The sequence below is a fragment of the Sporosarcina sp. P26b genome (assembly GCF_002743245.1).
GTDB lineage: Bacteria > Bacillota > Bacilli > Bacillales_A > Planococcaceae > Sporosarcina > Sporosarcina ureae_C.
The window spans coordinates 368,855-393,615 of the sequence record NZ_PDYW01000001.1 but is presented as its reverse complement, the minus strand read 5'-3'; the positions used below and the strand labels follow the sequence as shown (position 1 = coordinate 393,615).

The following is a 24,761-nucleotide window of genomic DNA, read 5'->3' as shown; positions in this document are numbered from 1 at the left end:
AGGATAGCATTCGGATGAAATACAGAAAAACCCTTTTTAAAGAATGAAGTGTTGAGTCTTAATTGATGAAAACTGTTGAAAGTTATTTATCGAAAACTGTTGAATTCTACTTGACGGTTACATCTATAGGCATATCAAAAGATTCTTCCTGAATAATTTCGAATAAGTATTTAGCTTTTTGGTATTCGAAATTAAATTTAATTTCTTCGTATTCTTGTCCAAAAAACATTGGCATTTCATTTATAAATACATCACATGCATGCTGTATTTTTTTTATTCCCTTTAAGTTGGGAAGTGAAATCTTTGATAACTGCTGATTTTGTTCGTTCCATAATTCATACCATTGTTTTTCAGCTTCATCCCTATAGTCTAAGACATCTGCATAAATAGAGTGAATAGCAGCTGTTAGACTTTTCGCATAGGCTTCTAAATCCTTTTCTGCTTCTGCTAATAAGAATTCCGCTTCATTTTCTAATTCAATAATTTCTGTACGTTTATTATTAAATTCATATTGCTTTGTGAAGATCATTTCCAAAGCATGCTTTCTTAGAAAAGCAAACTTACTTTCTTTCTGCCAACTTCTTGATACATTTTCTCTAAAAGACTTTAATTTTATACTTTCATTATCTATCTGTTGATGAATATCATTGATTCTATTGATACTATTCCAATTATACTTTGGTAGTTGACCAATTAAACCAAATTCCAGTAAGGTTGCTTTTAATTCTTCATGGTAAGTGTGATCTAGGTACCTAACATCTTCATACAAAACATCCGCTAATGCTAAGCAAAGTCTATCGAAAACTTCTATCTTCTTTTTTAGTTGAAGATGTTTTTTAAAGGTGCTTGGTAAATTTCCGTCTAATAATTCACCCATTATACTTCCATAAAAAGTAATTGGGTATTTTGTCTTTTCCTTCTTAAGCGTCGTGTGAAAGTACTGAAAGCATTCTACTAATTTAGAAAGCACTCTATTAGTTCTCTGGTCTTGCGTTAGATGAAGACTTTTTATTAAATCTTCAACAACTTCGAAATTACTACTTCGATATAATTCCTGGTCATTTTTTACTTTTCCTTCATATGCATCAAGAGCTGATATACAATCTAAAGAAATAATCAGTTTACCTAGTGCATTTTTTAAATTAATGATGATTCCATCGTCTTCTTCTCCATCATTAACTTGCATACTACTTCTGTCTCTATCATTATAAATTCCATGTACTGGAACTTTATTTTTTTGGAATAACTTCAGCATTTCTATTGTTGAGGCTGCATTTCTATCTACTAGCACAATAGCGAAATCGACTTCATCAATAATTTTCTTTGATACGTCATCATGATGAGTATTGATAGATGAAAATCCTGGAGTGTCAATAATGACTTTATTTTTCAATCGTTCATCGGGTATTTCACAATTAAAATATTCTATATTATCTCTTTCAGACCTTGTTTCAGGAATTTCTATAGAAAGTTTACTATATAATTCTTTACTTAGACTTCTTGATGTCCCATCTTTGTATTGGACTTCATATTTATTTTTCATACCATATGTATACTTAGTTGCGACTGCAGTAGTTGGTCTATCACCTTCTATCGCTAATTTCTCGCCTAATAAAGCGTTAAGAAAAGTAGATTTACCGACTTTGAATTCCCCAAATATCCCTATCACTGTATTTTCTTCCGCTTGCATATAATTTAGAAGCTCTGAAAGGTTTAGACCTTCCCACTTCTGATCTAATGATTCTATATCTTGCTTCCATACTCTTAAAGTTTCTGATAAATGTTCTTTCCAAATCACCAAGGCATTTGCTCCTTATTTTTATTTTGAAGAACATAACTCTAATCACAGTTCTTTATATCTAATATTAACAGATAAAGGTACGACCTTCTACCCTTTGAAATAAGTTATAATGTACTACTCATTGTTAATAATTATAATATAACAGAATTTTTAATAGTTGATTATAGAACCAGAATTTTGGAAGCCGAAAAGAGGGAGTAGCATAAGCTACTCCCTCACCGAATTAAGTTATTATTTTAAGATTAGTTTTTCCTAATTATCGTTTCAATTTAGCAAACACTGTATGGAATGCTTCCACAGTTTTCGCGATATGCTCTTCTGTATGAGCCGCTGACAAGAACATTCCTTCGAATTGGGAAGGTGGTAAGAAAATACCTTCTTCCGCCATCAGACGGTAATATTCTGCGAATAGTTCCAAATCAGATGTTTTCGCTTTATCGTAATTATTGACGCGTTCATTTGTAAAGAAGAACCCAATCATCGAACCTGCACGATTGACAGTATGCGGAATATTATTAGCTTTCGCTGCTGCGCGGAAACCTTCTTCCAATTGATCGCCAAGCTTAATGAAATGTTCATATGTTTTCGGCGTTAACTTTCTCAATGTTTCAATTCCCGCTGTCATCGCTAACGGATTACCAGACAATGTACCAGCTTGATAAATAGTTCCTGCTGGTGCAACATGCTCCATAATCTTGCGTGAACCGCCATACGCTCCTACAGGCAGTCCGCCACCGATTACTTTACCTAGACATGTAATGTCCGGTTTGATGTTGAAATGACCTTGTGCGCATTTATAACCAACACGGAATCCAGTCATCACTTCATCAAAGATGAGTAATGAACCGTTCTCTTCGGTCAAATCACGTAAGCCTTTAAGGAAGCCGTTATCCGGTCCTACAACACCCATGTTTCCTGCAACAGGTTCTACAATAATCGCAGCCAAGTCGTCTCCGTACTCTTTGATAGCCAATTTAACACTTTCCAGGTCGTTATATGGAACCGTAAGCGTGTTTTGCGCAATCGATTCAGGTACTCCAGGGCTATCTGGTAAACCTAATGTAGCGACACCCGATCCCGCTTTAATAAGCAAAGAATCCGCATGTCCGTGGTAGCAACCTTCGAATTTAAGGATTTTATTACGCTTCGTATAGCCACGTGCTAAACGAAGTGCACTCATTGTCGCTTCCGTACCTGAAGATACCATACGTACCATTTCAATTGACGGAACACGGTCGATGACAAGCTCAGCTAATTCATTTTCTAGAAGAGTCGGTGCTCCGAAACTTGTACCAGTTTCAGCTACTTTTTGGATTGCTGATACTACGTCAGGGTGTGTGTGTCCTAGGATTAGAGGACCCCAAGATAAAACGTAGTCAATATATTCATTGCCATCAATATCCTTAATGATCGCCCCTTTACCACTTTCCATAAAGATCGGATCCATATTGACTGATTTGAATGCACGAACTGGTGAGTTGACGCCACCCGGCATTAAATCAACTGCTTTTTTGAATGCTTGTTCAGATTTCGTATATGATTTATGTCCCATATTACTTCTCCTCCAACCAGCGAGCAGCATCTTTTGCATGATACGTCATGATGATATCTGCGCCTGCACGCTTCATACTTGTTAACGTTTCTAGTACAATTTTCTTCTCATCTACCCAGCCGTTTAATGCAGCTGCTTTGACCATTGCGTATTCTCCACTGACGTTGTACGCCACGACAGGCAATAGTACATGATTCTTTACGTCGCGAATGATATCAAGGTAAGACAATGCCGGCTTCACAATAAGGAAGTCTGCACCTTCAAGAATATCGGATTCCGCTTCACGCATAGCTTCCATTCGATTTGCTGGATCCATCTGATACGTTTTACGATCGCCGAATTGTGGAGTGGATTGCGCTGCTTCACGGAATGGACCGTAATAAGCAGATGCATATTTCACCGCATACGACATAATCGGAATGTTCTGGAATCCTGCATCGTCAAGTGCTTGGCGAATGACCGCAACAAATCCGTCCATCATATTCGACGGCGCAATGATATCTGCTCCTGCTTTCGCTTGACTGACTGCCGTCTTCGCAAGCAATACAAGGCTTGCATCGTTATCTACATCATTATCGTGAATAACGCCACAGTGACCGTGATCTGTATACTCGCATAAACATGTATCCGCCACTACAACTAATTTTGGATGACGTTCTTTTACAGCACGTGTAGCACGTTGGATGATTCCCTCATCGTCATACGCTTCAGATCCGGTAGCGTCTTTTTCATTAGGGATACCGAATAAAATAATCGATGAAATACCTAGTTCAACTACTTCATCCGTCTCTTTCAATAATAAATCAATTGAAAACTGATCTACTCCTGGCATCGAAGCGATTGGATTACGTACGTTCTCGCCTTCTGTAACAAAGATAGGATAAATGAAATCCGCTGCTTTAATTTCTGTCTCCCTTACCATCGCACGCACTGTTGGGTGTGTACGAAGTCTACGATGACGCTTAAATTCTATTGGATTCATTTAAATTCTCCCTTTCGTTTGGCTAATTCGTGAACTAGCTCGACTAATGTATACGTTTCAGGTTTGACGTGAACAGGTGCACCTACTTTTAACAATGCACGTTCCGTAACATGTCCGATCGCACAAACTGTAAAGCCGAACCACGTCGTTTTCGGTGCAATACGTGAAGAGAACACTTCCACCGCTGACGGGCTTGCGAACAAAACAGACACCTGATTTTTATGAAGTATAAAACGACTCAATTTATCTATTTCACTCGTTGCACTTTTTGTCTCATAGACTGTCCATTCCGATACATGAAACGGCAACTCCTCGCGAATCAGACTACCCGCAAGCGTACCTTTCAAAAAGACCACGTGCAACCGTTCTGATTTTTTCGGATTAAACTGTTTGACGAAAACATCTGCACTAAATACGCTTGGTATGAAAGACACAGCAAAACCAAGTTGATCTAGCGCAGCGGCTGTTCGAGTTCCGACCGCAGCAACTTTTCCATTGTACGCATCAGCCGTTACATTGAACCGCAACATTTTCGCACGGAACGCAGCAACTGCTGATTGGCTCGTAAAAATGAGCCAATCAGCTTTCATTGCTTGTTGCAACTTTTGCTGATCAGCCTTCTTCTGTATTTCTTCTACTTGAATAAGTGGAATCGAAATCGGAATGCCACCGTACTTTTTCACGAGTTCAGCAGCTTCCGAAGATTTTGGTGTGCCGGTGAAAATAACCGTTTCTCCTGCTAACGGTAATGCGTTACGCATCCATCTCCGCCTTCACTTTCTCGATAACTTCAGCAGCACCTTGGTCACGTAAAATTCTACTGACTTCTTTACCGACTGCAACAGGATCTGTTCCTTTCACCGTTTCACGGAATACTTGAACTGCATCCGGAGACGCGATGAAACCAGTCATTTCCACTTCATTACCATCAAACGTTGCAAATCCTCCGATTGGTACTTGGCAAGAACCGTCCATTTCGTTAAGGAACGTACGCTCAGCCTGTAGCTCAATCCATGTGTTCTCATCTGTTAATTTCGCTAGTTCATTTAGCAATTCTGTATCATCTTCACGACATTCAATTGCTAATGCACCTTGTCCTACTGCTGGAATACAATCTTCGAGCGATAGGTGTTCTGTGACGATGTTATCATCCCAGCCCATACGCTTAAGTCCTGCAGCAGCCAAGAGAATTGCATCATATTCACCATCTTGGAGTTTACGAAGACGTGTGTCAATATTGCCGCGTATCCACTTAATTTCAATATCCGGACGTAACATCAACAACTGTGAACTACGACGTAGACTGGATGTACCGACAACCGCTCCGATTGGTAAGTCCATGAAGCGAACATGGTCATTTGCGATGTACGCATCACGCGGATCTACACGTTTAGGGATACAACCGACAGTCAAGCCGTCAGGAATTACCGCCGGCATGTCCTTCATGCTATGTACGGCAAAATCAATTTCTTTATCAAATAATGCTTGCTGGATCTCTTTTACGAATAATCCTTTACCGCCAACTTTTGACAACATGACGTCCAATATTTGATCGCCTTTCGTCACAATCTCTTTCACTTCAAACTCAAATGGTGCACCCGCTTGCTTCATTTGTTCGATGAACCATTTCGTTTGAGTTAATGCCAGCTTACTTCTACGTGAACCTACAATAATTTTTCTCACAAAACTCTTCCTCTCTTATATCCATAAATGAAATTGTGACAGCGTACTGCCCAAAAAGAAATTAACGACCGTTAAGAGAAATGCAAATATCGTCATCCAAGCGAACTCCACTGATTGGAGCTTGCCCTTGTAGTTGTAAAAAACCACTGACGAGTAGATGAGCAATACCGCAAATGATCCCATGATTTTCACATCAAACGGAGACCAGTCTTCTAGCGCTACATATGCCCATTGCACACCAAACAACAAACTAACAAATAAAATCGGGATGCCCGTGTAGATCGACATTTTCATGCCCATCATCGTTTGATGCAAATTCGGCAGACTAGAAAACCGCTTACCAAGTTTCTTACTTTTCAATACGTTATATACAATCAAATATAATATCGCGAAAACAAATGCTAATGCGAACACCGCATACGAGAGGATTGCTGATGTAATATGAACAAATAACACTTCTGAAATAAGCGAATCACCTACAGTGGACGCTGTATATTTTAGATTGGAAAACACATGAATCATTAAAAAAGCAAAACCAATGATATTTGTAAAAAATACCATGAAATTCACTTTATAAATCAACTGGAACACGATGGATAGTGTAACTAGTAACCATACATAAAAGTAAATTCCTTCAACTAGCGATAGCACGGGAAAACGTTTCATTTCAAAAATGTAAAAAGATAAAATAATCGTTTGCGTAACCCATACAGAAACGATGAGCCAAAAAGCAGTACGTTGCACGACTTTTGACTTTTTAAAGTAATCAATTAAGTAAAAAACAAGACCGAGGGCATAAAGAACAATCATGAATTCCTGAAGTCTTGCGACGGTTAAATCAACCATATGCTATTCTCTGCCTTTCAAGCGAAAACCTCTCTTTTGCTAGTAAGGAGTGTTCGTTTATATTGTCTCAAATGAGAGGGTGTTACTGCAAATATTTGCATCCATAGAAAGCATATTTCTCATAGTGCCACGAGTATTTATACATTTCTTGCTTATTTAACTGCATTAAAAAAAGTGGACCTGTATCGTTCTTGTGAAAGACAGATACAGAACCACCAGGGATTAGTGTTGATAATTTAAGTTCGTCACATCAACGACATCTGATTTTTCATCAGCACGTTTTTGGAGACGTTCTTTTGCCTGTAATGCCAGCTGTTCCTTTTCTGTTACGACATCTTCAGAAATCCCAAAGATTTGTTCAAAAAGTGCGAGTTTCTCTGCTGCTTTTTTATCAGTAGATAATTCTTTAGCTTGTAAAATAGGCTCTTTCAGCAATTGATTGATAATCGATTTTGTATGCTTGTTCAGAACTTTCTTTTCACGTTCTGTTAAATCCGGCATTTTATTTTCGATGCTAGCCATTGTTTCACTCTGAATGCGACTTGCCTTCTTACGCAATGCAGAAATCATTGGCACGACACCAAGTGTTGTCAACCATTCTTTAAATGCAACTACTTCTTGTTCAATCATTAAACCGATCTCATCAGCTGCACGCTTACGTTCGGCCAAGTTTGCTTCGACAATACCTTGAAGATCATCGATATCGTACAAGAATACACTGCTCAGTTCACCGATTTTTGGATCAAGATCACGTGGTACAGCTATATCCACCATAAATAGCGGCTTGCCTTTACGTAGTCTCTCTACAAAATCCATCAATTCATAATCGATGACATATTCAGTAGCACCAGTTGAACTGATCAAAATATCCGCTTCGAGTAACAAACACTGCAACTCTTGCATAGATTTCGCTTCACCATTAAATTTCGCCGCTAGAATTTCTGCCTTAGAGAATGTTCGGTTGATTACAGTAATCTTCCCAACACCGCTTCCTTGCAAGTTCTTGACTGCTAATTCACCCATCGTACCAGCTCCAAGAATGGCAATATGCTTATCTTTGAGAGAACCGAAAATCTTTTTCCCAAGTTCTACGGCTGCATAGGAAACTGACACGGCATTTTCACCAATTGCTGTGTCGGTATGTGCTCTCTTCGCTGTTGTGATCGCTTGTTTGAACAATTCATTGAATACGGTACCTGTTGTACCAATATTTTGTGCAGCAAAAAAACTACTGCGAACTTGTCCTAGTATTTGCGTTTCACCCAGTACCATGGAATCAATGCCTGCAGTTACACGTAATAAGTGTTCTATTGCACCATCTTCTTCATGAATAATCAAGTGACTGGAGAATTCCTCAATAGGTATCGAAAACCAATCGGCAAGGAATTTCTTTATATAATATCGTCCTGTATGAATCTGATCGACCACCGCATAAATTTCTGTACGGTTACAAGTAGAAATAATGATGTTTTCTAAGATGCTCTTTTGCTGTTGCAATGTTTGCATCGCTTGTGGCAAATCAGCTTCGACGAATGATAGCTTCTCTCTAATTTCGACAGGGGCGGTTCGGTGGTTAACACCGACAACGACTGTATACATTAGGTGCTCACACCTTTCGGAATCTTTTTCGTACATTCATTATAACATACATAGCGCTTTAGTCGGAATGTAAATTGTGAACATCATTTGAAGTCATAATGTAGCAATTCCCCCCGAAACTATCGCGTTATTTACATGCGACTTTCAATTTCACGCCATGCTTCATCCATACCCATTCCTTTTTCGGATGAAAACAAGATCAGCGGCTCATGGACTTCCATGTTAAATGTTGTACGAACGACTTTCTTATGCTTCTCCCATTTACCTTTAGGAATTTTATCGGCTTTTGTCGCAACGACAATTGTAGGGATATTATAGTGGGCTAGGAAATCATGCATCATGCAGTCATCTTTTGTTGGTGGATGGCGCAAATCGACAATTTGCACTACCGCACGCAACTCTTCACGTGACGTAATGTATTGCTCGATCATACCGCCCCACTTTTCTTTTTCTGTTTTAGACACTTTCGCATAGCCGTAACCAGGTACGTCAACGAAAAATAATTGTTCTTCAATTTTATAGAAATTGAGCGTTTGGGTCTTTCCTGGTTTTGAAGACGTACGAGCTAAGCTCTTGCGTCCGATCATTTTATTGATGAATGAAGACTTCCCTACATTCGAGCGACCGGCTAACGCAAATTCAGGATAGCCTTCTGTTGGATATTGTTCAGGTCTAACGGCACTCATAATCATTTCAACGTTATGGACTTTCATTTCTTTTCCTCCAAAGCGATATCGAGTACTTCATGAGCATCCGACACGAGTTTAAATGTTAATTCTTTTCTTACACTATCTGGAATATCATCTAGATCACGTTCATTATCAGACGGGATGATGATCGTGCGAAGACCTGCACGGTGGGCACTTAGTGTTTTTTGCTTCAGTCCACCAATAGGCAACACTCGTCCACGCAATGTCACTTCACCTGTCATACCGACTTCACGGCGTATCGGGCGTTCCGTCAATGCGGATACTAGTGCCGTTACGATTGTTATACCGGCGGAAGGTCCATCTTTTGGTGTGGCGCCTTCTGGAACATGTATATGGATATCCCACTTTTCATGGAAATCTGGATCTATATCAAATGTCATAGCTTTAGAACGCACATACGACAATGCTGTTTGTGCAGATTCCTTCATAACATCGCCAAGTTTTCCAGTCAGCAATAATTTACCTTTACCTGGTGATAAGGATACCTCAATTTGCAATGTATCTCCACCTACTGATGTATAGGCTAACCCTGTTGCTGCTCCGACTTGATTGACCGTTTCTGCCTGTCCGAATCGGAAGCGTTTTTTGCCAAGCAATGTTTCCAATGTTTTCGGGCTCACAGTCAAGCTTTTCTTATCACCTGCGAGGATCTGACGAGCAGCTTTACGACAGATACTGGCGATTTCACGTTCCAATGAACGCACACCCGCCTCTCGCGTGTAATAACGAACAACTTCCAGTACGGCTTCATCTTGGAAACGTAGCTGGGATTTCTTCAGGCCATGTTCTTTCATTTGTTTGGGAATCAGATGATTGATGGCAATCGATTGTTTTTCATGCTCCGTGTAACCTGGGATCGATATGATTTCCATGCGATCACGTAGCGGTCCAGGAATAGCCCCCAGATCATTCGATGTAGCGATGAATAAGACACTTGAGAGATCATACGGTTCTTCAATATAATGATCGCTGAAGGTGCTGTTTTGTTCAGGATCCAGCACTTCTAACATAGCAGACGATGGATCACCTCGGAAATCATTCGACATTTTATCAATTTCATCGAGTAAGAAAACTGGATTCACAGTACCCGCTTTCTTCATACTTTGAATAATACGTCCGGGCATAGCACCTACATACGTTCTACGATGACCTCGAATTTCTGATTCATCCCGTACGCCGCCTAGAGACAAACGGACAAATTTGCGTCCTAATGACTCGGCAATTGAACGTGCCAATGATGTTTTACCAACCCCTGGAGGTCCATCCAAACAAAGGATAGGACCACGGAGTGAATTGGTCATCTGACGCACCGCTAGATACTCAAGAATCCGTTCTTTAACGTTTTCCAAGCCTTCGTGGTCACGATTCAATATTTCTTCAGAACGCTTCAAATCCAATTGGTCTTTTGTAGCATCGGTCCACGGCAGCATGATCAGCCACTCGATATAGTTACGGATGATACCACTCTCTGCGGAAATAGAAGGAATTTTTTCATAGCGTTCTAGTTCTCGCTCTGCTGTTTCTCTTACAGATTGAGGCATATTCGCTTCTTCAATTTTCTTATTCAGCTCCGTCACTTCAAGACCTTTACCGTCTTTATCGCCCAGTTCTGTCTGAATTGCTTTCAATTGTTCACGTAAATAGAACTCTTTTTGTGTACGTTCCATTGCTTCTTTTACGCGTTCATTAATTTTTTGTTCAAGCTCCATGATTTCCTGTTCATTATACATACGACTAATTAGCCATTCCAAACGTTCAGGTACATCGATCATTTCAAGCACTTCTTGTTTCGCTGTTAATTTTAACGGTAAATTCGATGCGATCATATCCGCTAATCTTCCCGGTTCTTGAATACTCTCAACTGTTTCGAGTGTTTCATCGGAAATACGTTTACTGTTTTTCGCGTATCGTTTAAACTGTGCAACGAGTGAACGCATCAGCGCTTCTGCCTCAGCATCTTTTTCATCGTTCTCTTCGTAGCATTCCACATTCACAACGGGATATAGATCCGCTTCCTCGTAACCACACCACTTGGCTCTATGTATCCCTTCAATCAATACCCGATAGGTACCATTTGGCAATTGCGTCATCGATTTGATATTCGCTAACGTACCAATCGTTTGTAAATCATCTTTTTCTGGATTTTCTAAGCTTAAATCTTTCTGCGTTGCTAGGAAAATTTGATGATCACCTGCTAAAGAATGTTCAATAGCAAAAATCGAACGCTCTCGACCTACATCGATATGTAAAAGCATCGTCGGATATACAATCACTCCGCGAAGTGGCAATAATGGGATGTTCTGTTTTTGAATCGTCGGCATGATAAGCCACCTCCAAATAAATTATGTCTAAGTATGTATATAGTTCATAAATAAAATCTTATGTAAGAAAAAGCCGACTGCCGAACGTATAGGATACGCATCGGTGGAGCCGGCCTTTTTGCCATTTCGGCGTTATGCAGTATTTTTTTCGTTATCTGCTTCGTAAATTGATCCGTCTTCTTTATACAAGATCGGAGTAGATGTACCAGTGACAGAATCTTTAGTGATGATACATTTCTTTACTTCTTCAAGTGAAGGAAGATCATACATTACGTCCAACATGATATTTTCGATAATCGAACGAAGTCCACGAGCACCCGTTTTACGAGCAATTGCTTCTTTCGCGATTTCGATTAATGCGTCATCTTCAAATTGAAGTTCAACATCATCAAGTTCGACCATCTTCTGGTATTGTTTAACGATCGCATTTTTCGGTTCAGTTAGAATTTGATACAATGTATCCGCATCTAGTGTATCGAGAGTTGCGATAACCGGCAAACGACCGATGAATTCCGGAATCAAACCGTATGATTGTAGATCTTCAGGAATCAATTTAGCCAATAGACTATCTTGTTCATTGATTTCTTGCTTCGATTCAGAACCGAAACCGATGACTTTACGTCCAATACGGCGTTTAACGATATCTTCAATGCCGTCAAATGCTCCACCCACAACGAACAAGATATTCGTTGTATCGATTTGCAAGAATTCTTGATGAGGATGCTTACGACCGCCTTGTGGTGGTACGCTTGCAACTGTTCCTTCCAAAATCTTCAGCAAGGCTTGTTGTACACCTTCACCAGATACGTCACGTGTAATCGATGCGTTCTCGGATTTACGAGCTACTTTATCGATTTCATCGATGTAGATAATTCCTTTTTCAGCTTTATCGATATCGAAATCCGCTGCTTGAATTAATTTCAAGAGGATATTCTCTACGTCTTCCCCAACGTAACCTGCTTCAGTTAATGAAGTCGCATCTGCAATCGCAAATGGTACATCCAAAATACGAGCCAATGTTTGAGCGAGTAAAGTTTTACCGCTACCTGTTGGTCCGATTAAGACGATATTGGATTTAGCCAGCTCGACTTCATCAATTTTACTACCTGAATTCACTCGTTTGTAATGATTGTATACTGCTACTGCAAGTGATTTCTTTGCACGATCTTGCCCGATGATATAATCATCGAGGATACTTTGGATCTCTCTTGGTTTTGGAACGTCTTTTAGTTCAAAGCCTTCTTCAAGACCGACTTCCTCTTCCACGATTTCCGCACAAAGTTCAACGCATTCATCACAAATATAAACACCTTGACCAGCTACTAGTTTGCGGACTTGCTCTTGAGATTTCCCGCAAAAAGAACAGCTCAAGTTATCGTTTTCATCATTAAATTTGAACATTATGCTCACCCCTATTCAAGTGAATATACTACAAGATTACTTTGACTTAATCAACTAATTAGAACTTAACGACCAACACAACCAGCCTGATATGTATGGTTATTTACGCTCTAGCTTATGGAGTTTAGAAAACTCTATACATGAAGTCTTTTATTTAAGAAAAACAAGGTACGGGCAAACCGTACCTTGTTTTATCTATATAGAAAGATTAGTCGACGATTTTAGCGCTGTCAACAAGTAGTTGAACTGTTTTGTTGAAACGAAGATCGTTTTCAAGTACAGATGTGCCACCAAGAGTAGTCTTGATTTGCTCAACGTCCATACCGAATTGCTCAGACATCTTTTCAAGTTCTGCATTAATATCTTCTTCAGGAACTTCAACGTTTTCAGCAGCACCGATTGCTTCAAGTGTTAATGAAACGCGTACGCGGCTTAGAGCGTCGTCCTTCATTTGGTCGCGAAGTGTTTTCTCGTCTTGACCAGAGAACTGGAAGTAAAGATCCAAGTTCATGCCTTGCATTTGTAGACGTTGTTCGAAGTCCTGCATCATACGATCCGTTTCTGAATCGATCATCGCTTGTGGAATTTCCATCTCAGCGTTGCTTGCAGCCTGTTCTACTAGATCGTCACGAAGAGCTGTTTCAGAATCATTCTTCTTCACTTCTTCAGCTTCTTCTTTCAACTTCGTGCGTAGCTCTTCTACTGAAGAAACGCTCTCGTCGATTTCTTTTGCTAACTCGTCATCAAGTTCAGGTACTTCTTTAGACTTGATTTCGTTAACTTTCACTTTGAATGTAGCAGGTTTACCAGCTAGTTCAGCAGCATGGTATTCTTCAGGGAAAGTGATTTCAATATCTTTTTCTTCTCCTGTTTTCATGCCTACTACTTGCTCTTCGAATCCTGGAATGAATGAACCAGATCCAACTTCAAGTTCGTAGTTTTCTGACTGTCCGCCTTCGAATGCTTCGCCATCAGCGAATCCTTCGAAATCGATTGTAGCTGTATCGCCATCTTCAACAACGCCGTCTTCTTTGACTACCATTTCTGCTAGTGCTGCTGTACGTTGTTCAAGCTGTGCTTCAACTTCCTCGTCTGTTACTTCAACTGATTGACGAGTCACTTCAAGACCTTTGTATTCGCCAAGTTTCACTTCTGGCTTAAGTGCGATAACTGCTGTGAATACAACCGGCTCGCCTTTTTCTAACTTTTCGATGTCAATCTCAGGTGCAGCGATTGGATCAACGTCTGCTTCGTCTACTGCTGCAGAGTATGCTCCAGGTAGCACGATATCGATTGCATCGTTGTAAAGTGATTCTTCACCGTACATTTGGTTGAACATCTTACGTGGCATTTTTCCTTTACGGAAACCAGGTGCTTGTACTTTCTTTACTACTTTTTTGAACGCTTCATCTAGTGCTTCGTTGAAACGCTCTACGGAAACTTCAAACGTAAGTTTCCCTTCACTGCCTTCTAATTTTTCCCATTTAACTGTCATATGTATGACCTCCAAATCATTTGCAATACTTTTATTTTTATTTTAATCAATTATACCTTCGCATGATTGTATCTAAATTTTTTCTGTACTTCCTAAAAAATCTTCGACACTCTTTGAAGGCTTTACCTGAATCAGCTCATTTTGTTGTGCCTATTACAAGCAACAACGTTACTGAATACAGATAAGCAGTTGACAACCATTTTAGTATAACATAGTCTATTCATCTTTCAAGAATTAATCACTGTTAGCTTTCCATTTCTTCATCGACCGAACGTATGAACGTTAGCAATGAAGATTCCTCTGTCGGCTTACCGTATAATAACTGCTTCGTATACGCTACATATGCGCCCGCCACTTCGTCCGCCGTATAAGGACCCCAGTGGAACGGAAACAGCAAAACACTGTATTTCAATATCAGGTTCACTACTAGCTCACTCGCTGTAGGATCTTTCTCAAATTGTGCCTTTGCAAGAAACTGGACCTCCCCAATAAATTGATCTTCTTCAGGGGACACAAGTCTCGATGGATTCGTCTCCGTCTCAAAGTGATACTTGCGAATAGCTAATGTTTCTTGATAACCCGTTTGCTGCAGTAAAAGTAAGGCATATGTCTTCACAACAGGTAATGTATCCTCTGCTTCGATGACATCCACCAGCAGCGGAATATACGGTTGCAGTTTCTGATGTTGCAACGACAATAAAAATTCTTGTTGCTCCATCGATCCCATCTTATAAAAATGGCTACTTGTAATAGAAGGCTCCTCAATAGAAGGTTCTTCATAGCGATCGGATAATCGTCCATTTAATTCGCGTAAATATTGAAACTTTTGCAAGCTACTTTTCGGAATCATTTCTTTTTCTAGAAGACCTTGTATCGTCAGCTCCACTTCATCATATTGCTGGAGTTGGATCGAAATTGAAAGATAAAGCTCGAGTAATTCTATGTAATCGCCTGCTTGATTTTGCATAGCAAGCAAGGCAAATTCTTTCGCTCGTTCATATTCTTTCATTTCGTATAAGGAAATGGCCATACCGTCGAAAACAGAATAATCTTCGGGGTCAATTTCCAATACAGATTCAAAATGGCGGATCGCATCTTCATGCAAATCACGTTCCATTGCCTCTCTACCATCTCGGTGAAGACGCTCGAGTGTTCCGGGAAAGACTACCATATTTCCTTTTTTAATGACTTGTCTACGTTTCTTTTGCACTGTACTCACCTGCCTGCTTTGTTACTTTCACTATAGCACAGCATTCTAAAACGATTCCAGCTTGAAGCAAAGAATGAAGGAAGACGGTTATACTGACGACTGATCCGCCACATACCACTTTCGCTCGTCCACCTTGCAAATAACGGGTCGGTCTGAAGTGGTTCCAATATACTCTCCGTCAGTGTGGCAACCTACTACTCGATCGGGTTCAATGATGAACGTATCACTCTTATAAGTAGAAACTCCCTTTAACTTCGTATGACTTCCATTAAAGACAGTTAAGAATACGGTGAGGAATTTCAGCGTGGATATGGAATGAACGACTGTCAGCTCAAACTCTCCATCATCGTAAATGGAATGCGGAGAAATTTTCATGCCGCCACCGTAATACTTTTGATTGCTCACTGTGATCATCCAAACTTTACGGAACACGCGAGTATCCGAATCTATTCGAATTTCCGCGTTAAAAGGTTTGAAAGCTAGTAGACTCTTTGCAACCGTCAATGCATACACTACGCTACCTAGCTTCCATTTATTCAATGTCTTTTTAATAGTAGATCGACTAGCTGCCAATGAAATATCCGCATCCAAACCAAATCCACTATTACTCGCAAAATAGCGTTGATGAACAGTGTCTAATTGAACCGATCCAAAGTCTACCGTTTTTCGCTTAATCGGTTTGGTTGCGATATAGTTTTCAATTTCCTGCAAACTAGTAAACGCAGGGAACTCCCTGGCGAAATCATTACCCGATCCTGCTTTCATGACCCCGACGGTTACATGAGGATAACCTACCACCCCATTTAGCACTTCGTGAATCGTGCCATCCCCGCCTATCACGATAAGCAACAATGACTCAGAAGTTTGTCCAGCCAGTTGCTTTGCCAGTTCTATCGCATGACCACGCCGCTCTGTCAGATGATATGGATAGTTACTATTCTTCCGCAGGATCGCCCACACTTTAGCCCCTTTACCGTCACCAGCCTGTTCATTAATAATGAAATGCACTTCCATGTGTACCGCCTCTTTCGAAAGCCTTTTTCATCATAGTAGCAGACTGCCAAATGACATACTAGCTAATTTATTAGATGATTTGATACTTCACTTGTAGACTTGCGCTAATCGTAATAGTACCAGATTCGATCGGCGTTCTACCTGTATCCGCCATGGCCATCGCTCGAAATGCAACTGGCTGAGACGTATGCTGTTCTTCAATTTTCATTGGAATCGGCTTATTTTGTAACTTCAATGAAGTACCAATTGTAATCATTTTTGTTTCAGCGTCTGTAAGGGCTAGCGCCAAAGCTTGTTGATATCGGTCATCTTGATCCTGCATAGTGAATTCAATACTCCCCACTTGATTGACACCATTTTTGACTGCGAGATCGACTAGTTCACCCGTTCGTGACAGTTCGTTGCTTGTAATCCGGATGGAGTTGATCACTTCGTAGCCTTGAAATCGTTGTTCGCCATTGACGTATTCATAGACTGGTCGAATTTGAAAATCTATTGTTTGAATGGATGATTCTTCTATTCCTACTTTTTTCAGTGATTGGATGACTTGGTTCATACGACTAGCATTTTCTTGTTGGATATCCTTAAGTTCCATTCCTCTTGTGGTAACAGATAACACCATATGAACCGTATCAGGTGAAACTTTCACCGCACCTTCGCCAAAGACAGTAATAGTTCGTGTTTCTTGTTCGTTATACATACAAAACACTCTCCTTTTTTTACAGTACTATCATTTCTATGCAACACCTGTACCTATTCATACTTCATTTATGGCTTAATTACTTAGTTGAACGAGAACAAAGATTTTATCATAACTTATAAGAAAACAGTTAAGGAGAGTTCTCTATGAGTGAAAATGAAAAACAGATTGCTAAATTGGCATTGCTCGGTGAATCCATCGGCTTGTTCGGCCAAGCGATTACAACATTAGCTGCCTATCTCGCATTAGAAGAAGAGAAGATTGAAGAAGATCAATTGGCTAAAATGCAGGAACAGATAGATTATGTGTTAAAAGAACTTATACAGATAAAAAAATGAATCTGGAGACATCCGGACATCTACATAGATAACCGGATGTTTTCTGTTTTAGAGAAGTAAATTAAATCAAAGTTTCGCTAAATCCAAATAAAAATAGCCCTCGATCTAGTATGACCGATGAGCTACGAATATTGGTGATTATATTAAAATGTAATGAATCCTTTTTGCACGGCGAATCCACCTAATGTAAACAAGGCGATGACAACGAGTGTAATGATGAATAATCGATTATTTCTGTCCAAGACGTCACCTATTTCTCTATCGAATAGATTATTATTTCTAGTGACTTCATTCTATCCTATCAAGTTCAGTATAAGCAATCTAATTTTCATTCAATTTCTTTCTTTAACTGATTCAAAAAAACTACCATAAACTCATGTCGCTCTTCCGCCAGCCGTGTCCCTTCTTTCGTTACCATCAACTCTTTCAACAATAGTAACTTCTCGTGAAAATGTGTTACTGTGGCCGTTTCTTTTTTGCGGTATTCCGACTCTGACATATCCATTCGTGCTTCTTCTTGTTGGTCATAGAGTTTTCTACCACGCGCACCTCCAAATGCAAATGCACGCGCTATTCCTACTGCTCCGATCGCATCCAAACGATCAGCATCCCTAACGATGGCTCCATTAATTGAAGTAAGTTCTTTTGCGTTGCCTCCACTGAATGAAACACTTTCAATCGCAGACAGCACTTGATTCGTAATCGATTGCGTCGCACCTATTCTTTCAAGTAATTCCACAGTCGTTGCCTCATGCATCTTTTCATACTTCGTATCTTCTACGTCATGTAACAGAACAGCTAGTTTAACGACTAGTTCATCAGCATCCGGCTCTGTCATTAAGATTTTCTCTGCATTTTTCATTACGCGGTCAATATGATCGAGATCATGGCTTGCATCAAATTTATTGTAAATCCCTTCGACTTCCGACCTGCACTTCGCTATCATTTCTTTCATTGAACCCGGTCCCTTCTTTTTATCGTGTAAAAAGGAAAGGTTGCCAAGGAGGCCCCTTTCCTTTTGTTATATTCAGTGTACATTATTTCACATAACTTGTCAGATAGCCGTATCCTTTAGCTTCCATCTCTTCTAGAGGTACGAAGTCGATCGCTGCGCTATTTATACAATAACGTAATCCGCCGCGATCTTTCGGTCCATCAGGAAAGATATGGCCAAGATGACTATCGCCCGCACGACTTCTCACTTCAGTTCGCACCATATTGAAACTTTTATCTGTATGTTCCGTCATAACTTCTGGTATGATCGGCTGCGTAAAACTCGGCCAACCACATTGCGAGTCATACTTATCCGCACTTGAGAATAAAGGTTCCCCTGTTGCGACATCTATATAAATGCCGTCTTCAAATGTATCCCAGTACTCATTCGAGAATGCCGCTTCTGTATTGTTGTCTTGTGTCACTTGATATTGAGCTTTCGTCAATTTCTTTTTCAATTCTTCATCGCTCGGCTTCGGATAGTCCGCAGCGTCAATTACAGACGGAATGTCTTGATCTTCAAGTGTATCGAACTCTACATGACAGTACCCATCTGGATTTTTCTCTAAGTAATCTTGATGATATTCTTCTGCCAAAGTATAGCTCGTTAATGGCTCTACTTCTGTAACAATTTTCTCGTCATAACGCTCTTGTTCTGTCGTAACGACTTCATCAATGATTTTTTTGTCGTCGGGATTCGTATAATAAATACCTGAGCGATATTGTGTACCACGGTCATTTCCCTGTTTATTTAAAGATGTCGGATCTACAATCATGAAAAAGTGCTCCACAATTGTTTTCAAGTCTGTACGCTCTGGATCGAATTGCACATGCACTGTTTCCGCGTGACCTGTTTTGCCTGTAATGACTTCATTGTATGTCGGATTTTCCGTTGTGCCGTTCGCAAATCCTGATGTCACGTCATATACACCATACACTCTTTCCATATAGGCTTCTACACCCCAGAAACAACCTCCAGCCAAATAGATATCCTGAAGATTTTCTTCATCAAATGTTAAATCTTCGTTCGGATTGGCTGGATACTTAGAATCTGAGGATACAGTCAGTGAACCTAGACTAGTGGATGAATCTGAATTTCCTATGCCACATCCTGCAAGCAGCAAGATGCAAAATAAACTAAGTATATATTTCAGTTTCATAATAAAGGACTCCCCTCATTAATTAATTTGTGCCATAGCATCGATGATTTGTTTATTCGATAAGTGTCCTGGTTGTGAGCGGACTAGTTTTCCTTTTGTATCAATGAAAGCAGATGTTGGATACCCTTTTACATTGAAGTCTTGCACTAGACTGCCACCATCATTTAATAACACCGGTAAATCGTCCACATTTTGAACACCTTTGAACCATTTTATGAAGTCATCATGTTTCTTTTCATTATTATAACCAGGTGCTACTACAGTCAGCACTTCGAAATCAGTAGATTCTCTAGCTAATATATTCACTTCATCGAGACCTGCTAAACAGATAGGACACCAAGAAGCCCAAAACTTTACATACACTTTCTTGCCTTCATAATCCGCAAGACTGACGGTTTTTCCATCAAAGTCCTGTAAAGCAATGTCATTCGCGCTACTCGCTGTATCAGAAGACGAACAAGCACCTAAAACGGCAACAATTGCCAACAACATAATGAACTTTTTCAACATGGTGATTCCTCCTTTTTCCTATTCATATACCTAGTATAAAATGAATACATGGTAGAACGTATTGAATAAGACTCGGAAAAAATTTAAAATGAGTAAATGCCGACATTTTCCGACAAAAAGTAGTTCTTCGCCTATAACTGTTGACAATTTGTCAACAAGCATTTATTATTTTGAGAGCGAAGAAATTTTTGCGTTGTCTTGGAAAAGGAGGGATAGTATCATGTCAGAAGGCAGCCTTGGTTTGAGTATAGGGCAGTTATTGCGTGAAGTATTAGAAGAACGTTCATTGTCCATGCGTAAACTAAGCGAACTTACAGATATTGATACTGCGACGATCTCCCGAATCATCAACGACAAACGAAAAGCAACACTTGATCATCTGGAGAAATTTGCGACGATTTTAGACATCCCATTAGCAAAACTACTTCAAGCGGCAGGCTATCCAGTTAATCAAAAAAACGCAAAGCGGACAGCTTATGACGAAACCATTCAACAACTGGTTGATACATCAGAACTTCTATCTGCTGATATCTCCATTGAAAAAGTAGAACTCCAATTGGCAGGTTACGAAGCGTATGTCCAGACGAATGAAGGAAGAGAAAGAATTTTACATGACTTTGACAAGAAGTTAAAATTGGCTGGCGGAGTAGGTCCGTTCGTCGATCAAATGAAGGAATTATTTACACGGTTCAAAATGCAAGATGTTGCAAAACGTGATCTTGCCATTATCGGTAGCGCATTATTGTACTTTATCGTTCCAGTGGACGTTATTCCCGATTATATATTCGCGGTCGGGTATTTAGATGATGCGATAGCAGTTCAAATTGCTTCAAGCGTACTAACAAAAAATTCATAATCTGATGAGTAGGTGGCACTATTGGAAAACAGAGAGACAGAAAAGCGTCGTAAGAAAAAACTTAAAAGAAAATATAAACGCGTAATCTTCATGATATTCACGTTGTTACTATTAGCGGGTGGCGGATATGTGGCTGCGCAATATTCAAACGGCCTATCCTTTGCGAATGATGACAAAACCAATGATATACATACAGAACTTAGCGATAGCAGTAATACATTTTCCGATAGTGATTCGGCTTTTGATGATTTTGAAGGTGGAGAATCACAGTTCGGTGAAATCAATGTGTTGCTGATCGGTGATGACGCAAGAGGCGACGAAGAAGACACTCGTTCAGATGCTTTGATGATCGGTCACTATGACCAAACAACCAATCAAGTGAAGTTAGTCTCTCTCATGCGTGATACATACGTTGAAATCCCCGATCACGGCATGGAAAAAATTAATGCGGCCTATGCTCTTGGTGGACCCGAATTAGTCCGTAAAACTATTAAGCATAATTTTGATGTAGACGTACAATACTATGCGATCGTAAACTTTGAAGGTTTTTCAAAAATGGTTGATGTAATTGCTCCTGAAGGAATTGAAGTGGATATTCCCTATGAAATGTCACATGGTTTAGGTTTGACGCTCTATCCTGGTCAACAGAAACTAAATGGTGACCAATTACTTGGATATGTGCGATTCCGTCACGATATCCATAGCGATTATGGACGGGTGGAACGGCAGCAAGAAGCTTTGTCGAAGCTTAAAGATGAAGCGATTAGTTTCCAAACAATCGTCAATTTACCTAAGTTATTAGGCGTAATGGAGCCTTATATCAATACAAACATCGATAAAAAAACGATCTTCTCAATCGGTAAAGGTATGTTAACCGGTGGTAAAGATAATAAAATGGAATCACTGCGTATTCCAGTCGAAGGTTCATTCGGTGACTTACGTACAGATGTAGGGCAAGTACTTGATATTAATCTAGAACAAAACAGACAAGCATTGCGGGAGTTTTTATCTTTAGAGGATGAAAACGAGCAAAATGGTGAGTATGTTGAAAATCTTGAAGAAGACCAGAATATGGATTATCAAGAAGAAACAGAAGAATATACTTCTAATACAAGAAACTACTGAGATTCCACAACATAAGATCAATAATTCTATACTAAAAAGAAGTTGTCTATAAAAGACAGCTTCTTTTTTTGTATCATGCAAAAGCACCGAGGATTCAAACATAAAGCGCATTATATGAAAATGCAAAAAAGTGCACTTAGGAAGTTAGATTTACATACTAACTTCTCAAGTGCACTAAAATCATAGACACGTATTTGACGTCCCAGAAGGGATTCGAACCCCCGACCTACGCCTTAGGAGGGCGTTGCTCTATCCAGCTGAGCTACTGAGACATGATAAAAACGAGAAACACTTTGACTATACATCGCATCAAAGCGTTCTCATGATTTATTAATCGTTGGCCGTACCATCATAATCTTCATTGAACCATAATTGCTCATCATCATCCACATCGCCATTATAGTTGATCAAAATCTCTTCTCCAGCTTTAATATCTCTATACGCAAAGAAATCAAATGTGTGATTGTCGAAATTAATGTCATATGTCGCGTTCGGTTCGTAGGAATGATTGAATAACATTCCGTAGCCAAGTAGTACCGCTGTATGGTTAGCTCCATACTCAAAAGCGTAATCAGCAAGAACCGTTTTCTCGATATGTTGATGTTGTTCGTTTGGATAGGAGATCACAGGCGCTTCGTGTAATAGCTGCCCTTCTTTGATATCGCATTTCGCGAACACACCCCTATTGAATTCGCCTTCGCCAATTGGAGAAAGTTTTACTTCTATCATATCTTTCACCTACTCGCTTGTAAATTATACTTGGCTAGTATACCATTAATCCGGCTAGATTGCTGATTTCTTTTCTCGTGATAAAAATAAAATCATTCTCTTCTTTTTGTGTAAGGAGTCCCGTAATGAAATGATCGGGTATACTCAATAAATCACTACAGTTTAAACGCTTCATTAGCCAATTCTTCACTTTACATAATACTATTATTTTTAAATATATTCATTTATAGAAAATCTAGTGAAGATTTTTACCTTTAAGAATTTCTCACTTATTGAGTTGGAATTGACTGTATATTAATTTATACGTACTAATATTTTCAGCTTTCCAAAAATACCCTATAAGTAGATTCCACCATAGACTATCATGTATCATATAGACATCATGATAAAAGTGAGGTTACATACTATATGAACAAAAAACAATTAAGTTGGGCAGCTGTTGGTGCAGCTGTATTATTGTTCGCGTTGATTATAGCGATCGTAAGCAACAAAGAGACAACTGAAACTGTGATGAAAGAACCTATGATTACTGACACTTCGACACCGGACACACTTGAGGAATCTAGTGAGGAACTTGTACTTCAAGAAGAGTCTAAGAAAGATCAGTCTGAAGTTGAAGCCCCTGATAAAGAAGTGCCAAATCGCGAAGAATCAAAAAAGGAACAATCAACAAATCCTGATACAGATTCATCTAAAAACGTTCAAAGCACACCAAAAGCACAACCGTCAACATCTGCACCTAAGCCACCCGAACCACAAAAACAACCTACTTCGGCAGCTACGACACCAATAAAAGATGGTACCTATCAGGTGGGGGCTGATATTGAACCAGGTGAATATCTCGTTTTTTCTAACGGCATTACGCTACTCGAAAACACAAAAGATCAATCGGGGAATCCTGACAGTATAGTGTTCAACGTTGCACTAGATGGTCGTTCCCACACGTATGTAACACTATTGCAAGGAGAATACTTCACATTAAAAGGTGGAGAAATGTATCCTGTAGCTTCTGCACCTGATATTAAACCAGCTAACGGAATATACAAAGATGGACAATATAAAGTAGGAACAGATATCCCCGCCGGTACACACACTTTGAAGGTGGATGATCAAAACGATATAGGTTTTTATGAAATCAGTAAAAACAGCAGACAAGATATGATAGACCTTCTCGTAAGTGATGTAGTAGAAGGTGAAACGTCTATTAACGTAACGGATGGTCAATATTTGACGATAAGGAATGCTTATCTAGAAGCACAATAAAAGAACACGCAAAACCATCACTGGTTTTGCGTGTTCTTTCGCTTTTATACTTTTCGAACCTTCAACACCCACCAAATTAATACGAATTGTAATGGAAGTCGAATCCACAATGCCGCTGCAGGCAAATCATAATTTTCTGCTGTGAGTGCCATATAAATATTAACCGGTAATACAAGAACTAAAAATACCGCAATTAAAAAACCAGTAACATAGCGCGTTCTCTTCAAAAATAATCCGATAGCCAATGCAATTTCCATTATACCTGATATGTAAACAATGGCTTTTCTAAATGGTATCCATTCGGGCATGGCCCCTGTAAAGAATGACTCCAATGCAAAGTGTCCAATTCCTGCTGCAAAAAAGAACAAACAAAATGCATATAATGCAAATTTTTTCATAAAGTGATCTCCTTACTTTCCTCTACTTTGCTTGTGCCCTTTATAGCTCCCTCATAAACCTCATTTCACTAGATT

24 protein-coding genes and 1 tRNA gene are annotated in these 24,761 nt (G+C 39.6%); 4 read left to right on the top strand and 21 right to left on the bottom strand.

The window, feature by feature from the left end; genetic code table 11:
* Nucleotides 1-106: 106 nt before the first annotated feature.
* The 14 genes from CSV69_RS01905 to CSV69_RS01840 all read right to left on the bottom strand — a co-directional run bounded on the left by CSV69_RS01905 (nucleotide 107) and on the right by CSV69_RS01840 (nucleotide 17,314).
* The gene (locus CSV69_RS01905) at nucleotides 107-1,798 is read right to left on the bottom strand and encodes a dynamin family protein (protein WP_143560789.1); all 1,692 of its coding nucleotides are present in this window, start codon (nucleotides 1,796-1,798) and stop codon (nucleotides 107-109) included.
* A gap of 259 nt (nucleotides 1,799-2,057) precedes the next feature.
* The gene (gene hemL / locus CSV69_RS01900) at nucleotides 2,058-3,353 is read right to left on the bottom strand and encodes a glutamate-1-semialdehyde 2,1-aminomutase (protein ID WP_085426433.1); all 1,296 of its coding nucleotides are present in this window, start codon (nucleotides 3,351-3,353) and stop codon (nucleotides 2,058-2,060) included.
* A gap of 1 nt (nucleotide 3,354) precedes the next feature.
* Entirely contained in the window at nucleotides 3,355-4,335 is a 981-nt protein-coding gene (hemB, locus tag CSV69_RS01895; RefSeq protein WP_085426434.1) for a porphobilinogen synthase, read from the bottom strand.
* Nucleotides 4,332-5,096 (bottom strand): uroporphyrinogen-III synthase, encoded by a 765-nt coding sequence (locus CSV69_RS01890; protein ID WP_099692615.1) that lies wholly within the window; start codon nucleotides 5,094-5,096, stop codon nucleotides 4,332-4,334. Before CSV69_RS01890 ends, hemB begins: the two co-directional genes overlap by 4 nt.
* On the bottom strand, nucleotides 5,089-6,018 hold the full coding sequence (gene hemC / locus CSV69_RS01885; protein WP_099692614.1) for a hydroxymethylbilane synthase: 930 nt from the start codon (nucleotides 6,016-6,018) through the stop codon (nucleotides 5,089-5,091). Before hemC ends, CSV69_RS01890 begins: the two co-directional genes overlap by 8 nt.
* Nucleotides 6,019-6,033: 15 nt before the next feature.
* Nucleotides 6,034-6,864, bottom strand: coding sequence for a cytochrome c biogenesis protein CcsA (gene ccsA, locus CSV69_RS01880; RefSeq protein WP_099624617.1), 831 nt, complete (start codon nucleotides 6,862-6,864; stop codon nucleotides 6,034-6,036).
* A gap of 222 nt (nucleotides 6,865-7,086) precedes the next feature.
* The gene (gene hemA / locus CSV69_RS01875) at nucleotides 7,087-8,463 is read right to left on the bottom strand and encodes a glutamyl-tRNA reductase (protein ID WP_085426438.1); all 1,377 of its coding nucleotides are present in this window, start codon (nucleotides 8,461-8,463) and stop codon (nucleotides 7,087-7,089) included.
* 131 nt (nucleotides 8,464-8,594) lie between these two features.
* Nucleotides 8,595-9,176 carry a ribosome biogenesis GTP-binding protein YihA/YsxC gene (gene yihA / locus CSV69_RS01870; protein ID WP_085426439.1) on the bottom strand — a complete coding sequence of 194 codons (582 nt, stop codon included), beginning with the start codon at nucleotides 9,174-9,176 and terminating at the stop codon, nucleotides 8,595-8,597.
* Nucleotides 9,173-11,494 carry an endopeptidase La gene (gene lon / locus CSV69_RS01865; RefSeq protein ID WP_099692613.1) on the bottom strand — a complete coding sequence of 774 codons (2,322 nt, stop codon included), beginning with the start codon at nucleotides 11,492-11,494 and terminating at the stop codon, nucleotides 9,173-9,175. The genes yihA and lon overlap by 4 nt, the downstream gene beginning before the upstream one ends.
* A gap of 132 nt (nucleotides 11,495-11,626) precedes the next feature.
* Entirely contained in the window at nucleotides 11,627-12,895 is a 1,269-nt protein-coding gene (clpX, locus tag CSV69_RS01860) for an ATP-dependent protease ATP-binding subunit ClpX (RefSeq protein ID WP_085426441.1), read from the bottom strand.
* Between the two features lie 208 nt (nucleotides 12,896-13,103).
* Nucleotides 13,104-14,390, bottom strand: a complete 1,287-nt coding sequence (gene tig / locus CSV69_RS01855; RefSeq protein WP_085426442.1) for a trigger factor — start codon at nucleotides 14,388-14,390, stop codon at nucleotides 13,104-13,106.
* A 244-nt stretch (nucleotides 14,391-14,634) separates the two neighbouring features.
* A complete protein-coding gene (locus CSV69_RS01850) occupies nucleotides 14,635-15,609 on the bottom strand; it encodes a tetratricopeptide repeat protein (protein WP_158232584.1) in 975 nt (324 codons plus the stop codon).
* Between the two features lie 78 nt (nucleotides 15,610-15,687).
* On the bottom strand, nucleotides 15,688-16,614 hold the full coding sequence (locus tag CSV69_RS01845; RefSeq protein WP_099692611.1) for a diacylglycerol/lipid kinase family protein: 927 nt from the start codon (nucleotides 16,612-16,614) through the stop codon (nucleotides 15,688-15,690).
* Between the two features lie 70 nt (nucleotides 16,615-16,684).
* Nucleotides 16,685-17,314, bottom strand: coding sequence for an SIMPL domain-containing protein (locus CSV69_RS01840; RefSeq protein ID WP_099692610.1), 630 nt, complete (start codon nucleotides 17,312-17,314; stop codon nucleotides 16,685-16,687).
* Nucleotides 17,315-17,460: 146 nt separating this feature from the next.
* Between CSV69_RS01840 and CSV69_RS01835 the strand changes: the two genes are divergently transcribed.
* Nucleotides 17,461-17,652, top strand: coding sequence for a hypothetical protein (locus CSV69_RS01835; protein ID WP_099692609.1), 192 nt, complete (start codon nucleotides 17,461-17,463; stop codon nucleotides 17,650-17,652).
* Between the two features lie 328 nt (nucleotides 17,653-17,980).
* On the opposite strand, the gene CSV69_RS01830 is transcribed toward CSV69_RS01835, so the two are convergent.
* From CSV69_RS01830 to CSV69_RS01820, 3 genes are all read right to left on the bottom strand, one after another.
* The gene (locus CSV69_RS01830) at nucleotides 17,981-18,607 is read right to left on the bottom strand and encodes an HD domain-containing protein (protein ID WP_099692608.1); all 627 of its coding nucleotides are present in this window, start codon (nucleotides 18,605-18,607) and stop codon (nucleotides 17,981-17,983) included.
* 82 nt (nucleotides 18,608-18,689) lie between these two features.
* Complete coding sequence (msrB, locus tag CSV69_RS01825) at nucleotides 18,690-19,805, bottom strand: peptide-methionine (R)-S-oxide reductase MsrB (protein WP_099692607.1); 1,116 nt, start codon at nucleotides 19,803-19,805, stop codon at nucleotides 18,690-18,692.
* Between the two features lie 18 nt (nucleotides 19,806-19,823).
* Nucleotides 19,824-20,315: a redoxin family protein gene (locus CSV69_RS01820; RefSeq protein WP_099692606.1), complete on the bottom strand. Its 492-nt coding sequence runs from the start codon at nucleotides 20,313-20,315 to the stop codon at nucleotides 19,824-19,826.
* Between the two features lie 220 nt (nucleotides 20,316-20,535).
* Here CSV69_RS01820 and CSV69_RS01815 point away from each other — a divergent pair, with 220 nt between their 5' ends.
* Entirely contained in the window at nucleotides 20,536-21,171 is a 636-nt protein-coding gene (locus CSV69_RS01815; protein WP_085426450.1) for a helix-turn-helix domain-containing protein, read from the top strand.
* Between the two features lie 90 nt (nucleotides 21,172-21,261).
* Nucleotides 21,262-22,296 (top strand): LCP family protein, encoded by a 1,035-nt coding sequence (locus CSV69_RS01810; RefSeq protein ID WP_099692633.1) that lies wholly within the window; start codon nucleotides 21,262-21,264, stop codon nucleotides 22,294-22,296.
* 198 nt (nucleotides 22,297-22,494) lie between these two features.
* Here CSV69_RS01810 and CSV69_RS01805 read toward each other — a convergent pair.
* The 3 genes from CSV69_RS01805 to CSV69_RS16750 all read right to left on the bottom strand — a co-directional run bounded on the left by CSV69_RS01805 (nucleotide 22,495) and on the right by CSV69_RS16750 (nucleotide 23,200).
* Nucleotides 22,495-22,568 (bottom strand) — tRNA-Arg (locus CSV69_RS01805).
* A gap of 58 nt (nucleotides 22,569-22,626) precedes the next feature.
* Nucleotides 22,627-23,025: an SET domain-containing protein gene (locus tag CSV69_RS01800; RefSeq protein WP_085426451.1), complete on the bottom strand. Its 399-nt coding sequence runs from the start codon at nucleotides 23,023-23,025 to the stop codon at nucleotides 22,627-22,629.
* Nucleotides 23,026-23,059: 34 nt separating this feature from the next.
* Entirely contained in the window at nucleotides 23,060-23,200 is a 141-nt protein-coding gene (locus CSV69_RS16750; RefSeq protein WP_158232583.1) for a hypothetical protein, read from the bottom strand.
* Nucleotides 23,201-23,433: 233 nt separating this feature from the next.
* Here CSV69_RS16750 and CSV69_RS01795 point away from each other — a divergent pair, with 233 nt between their 5' ends.
* Entirely contained in the window at nucleotides 23,434-24,288 is an 855-nt protein-coding gene (locus CSV69_RS01795; protein ID WP_099692605.1) for an Rv1352/Rv1906c domain-containing protein, read from the top strand.
* Between the two features lie 44 nt (nucleotides 24,289-24,332).
* Here CSV69_RS01795 and CSV69_RS01790 read toward each other — a convergent pair whose 3' ends face one another.
* Nucleotides 24,333-24,686, bottom strand: coding sequence for a DoxX family protein (locus CSV69_RS01790; protein ID WP_099692604.1), 354 nt, complete (start codon nucleotides 24,684-24,686; stop codon nucleotides 24,333-24,335).
* Between the last annotated feature and the right edge of the window lie 75 nt (nucleotides 24,687-24,761).

Excerpts from the sequence above, each read along its gene's own strand:
- hemL (WP_085426433.1), bottom strand. The coding sequence starts at position 3,353 with ATGGGACATAAATCATATACGAAATCTGAACAAGCATTCAAAAAAGCA.
- hemB (WP_085426434.1), bottom strand. The coding sequence starts at position 4,335 with ATGAATCCAATAGAATTTAAGCGTCATCGTAGACTTCGTACACACCCA.
- CSV69_RS01890 (WP_099692615.1), bottom strand. The coding sequence starts at position 5,096 with ATGCGTAACGCATTACCGTTAGCAGGAGAAACGGTTATTTTCACCGGC.
- ccsA (WP_099624617.1), bottom strand. The coding sequence starts at position 6,864 with ATGGTTGATTTAACCGTCGCAAGACTTCAGGAATTCATGATTGTTCTT.
- hemA (WP_085426438.1), bottom strand. The coding sequence starts at position 8,463 with ATGTATACAGTCGTTGTCGGTGTTAACCACCGAACCGCCCCTGTCGAA.
- yihA (WP_085426439.1), bottom strand. The coding sequence starts at position 9,176 with ATGAAAGTCCATAACGTTGAAATGATTATGAGTGCCGTTAGACCTGAA.
- lon (WP_099692613.1), bottom strand. The coding sequence starts at position 11,494 with ATGCCGACGATTCAAAAACAGAACATCCCATTATTGCCACTTCGCGGA.
- clpX (WP_085426441.1), bottom strand. The coding sequence starts at position 12,895 with ATGTTCAAATTTAATGATGAAAACGATAACTTGAGCTGTTCTTTTTGC.
- tig (WP_085426442.1), bottom strand. The coding sequence starts at position 14,390 with ATGACAGTTAAATGGGAAAAATTAGAAGGCAGTGAAGGGAAACTTACG.
- CSV69_RS01845 (WP_099692611.1), bottom strand. The coding sequence starts at position 16,614 with ATGGAAGTGCATTTCATTATTAATGAACAGGCTGGTGACGGTAAAGGG.
- CSV69_RS01840 (WP_099692610.1), bottom strand. The coding sequence starts at position 17,314 with ATGTATAACGAACAAGAAACACGAACTATTACTGTCTTTGGCGAAGGT.
- CSV69_RS01835 (WP_099692609.1), top strand. The coding sequence starts at position 17,461 with ATGAGTGAAAATGAAAAACAGATTGCTAAATTGGCATTGCTCGGTGAA.
- CSV69_RS01830 (WP_099692608.1), bottom strand. The coding sequence starts at position 18,607 with ATGAAAGAAATGATAGCGAAGTGCAGGTCGGAAGTCGAAGGGATTTAC.
- msrB (WP_099692607.1), bottom strand. The coding sequence starts at position 19,805 with ATGAAACTGAAATATATACTTAGTTTATTTTGCATCTTGCTGCTTGCA.
- CSV69_RS01820 (WP_099692606.1), bottom strand. The coding sequence starts at position 20,315 with ATGTTGAAAAAGTTCATTATGTTGTTGGCAATTGTTGCCGTTTTAGGT.
- CSV69_RS01815 (WP_085426450.1), top strand. The coding sequence starts at position 20,536 with ATGTCAGAAGGCAGCCTTGGTTTGAGTATAGGGCAGTTATTGCGTGAA.
- CSV69_RS01810 (WP_099692633.1), top strand. The coding sequence starts at position 21,262 with ATGATATTCACGTTGTTACTATTAGCGGGTGGCGGATATGTGGCTGCG.
- CSV69_RS01800 (WP_085426451.1), bottom strand. The coding sequence starts at position 23,025 with ATGATAGAAGTAAAACTTTCTCCAATTGGCGAAGGCGAATTCAATAGG.
- CSV69_RS16750 (WP_158232583.1), bottom strand. The coding sequence starts at position 23,200 with ATGAAGCGTTTAAACTGTAGTGATTTATTGAGTATACCCGATCATTTC.
- CSV69_RS01795 (WP_099692605.1), top strand. The coding sequence starts at position 23,434 with ATGAACAAAAAACAATTAAGTTGGGCAGCTGTTGGTGCAGCTGTATTA.
- CSV69_RS01790 (WP_099692604.1), bottom strand. The coding sequence starts at position 24,686 with ATGAAAAAATTTGCATTATATGCATTTTGTTTGTTCTTTTTTGCAGCA.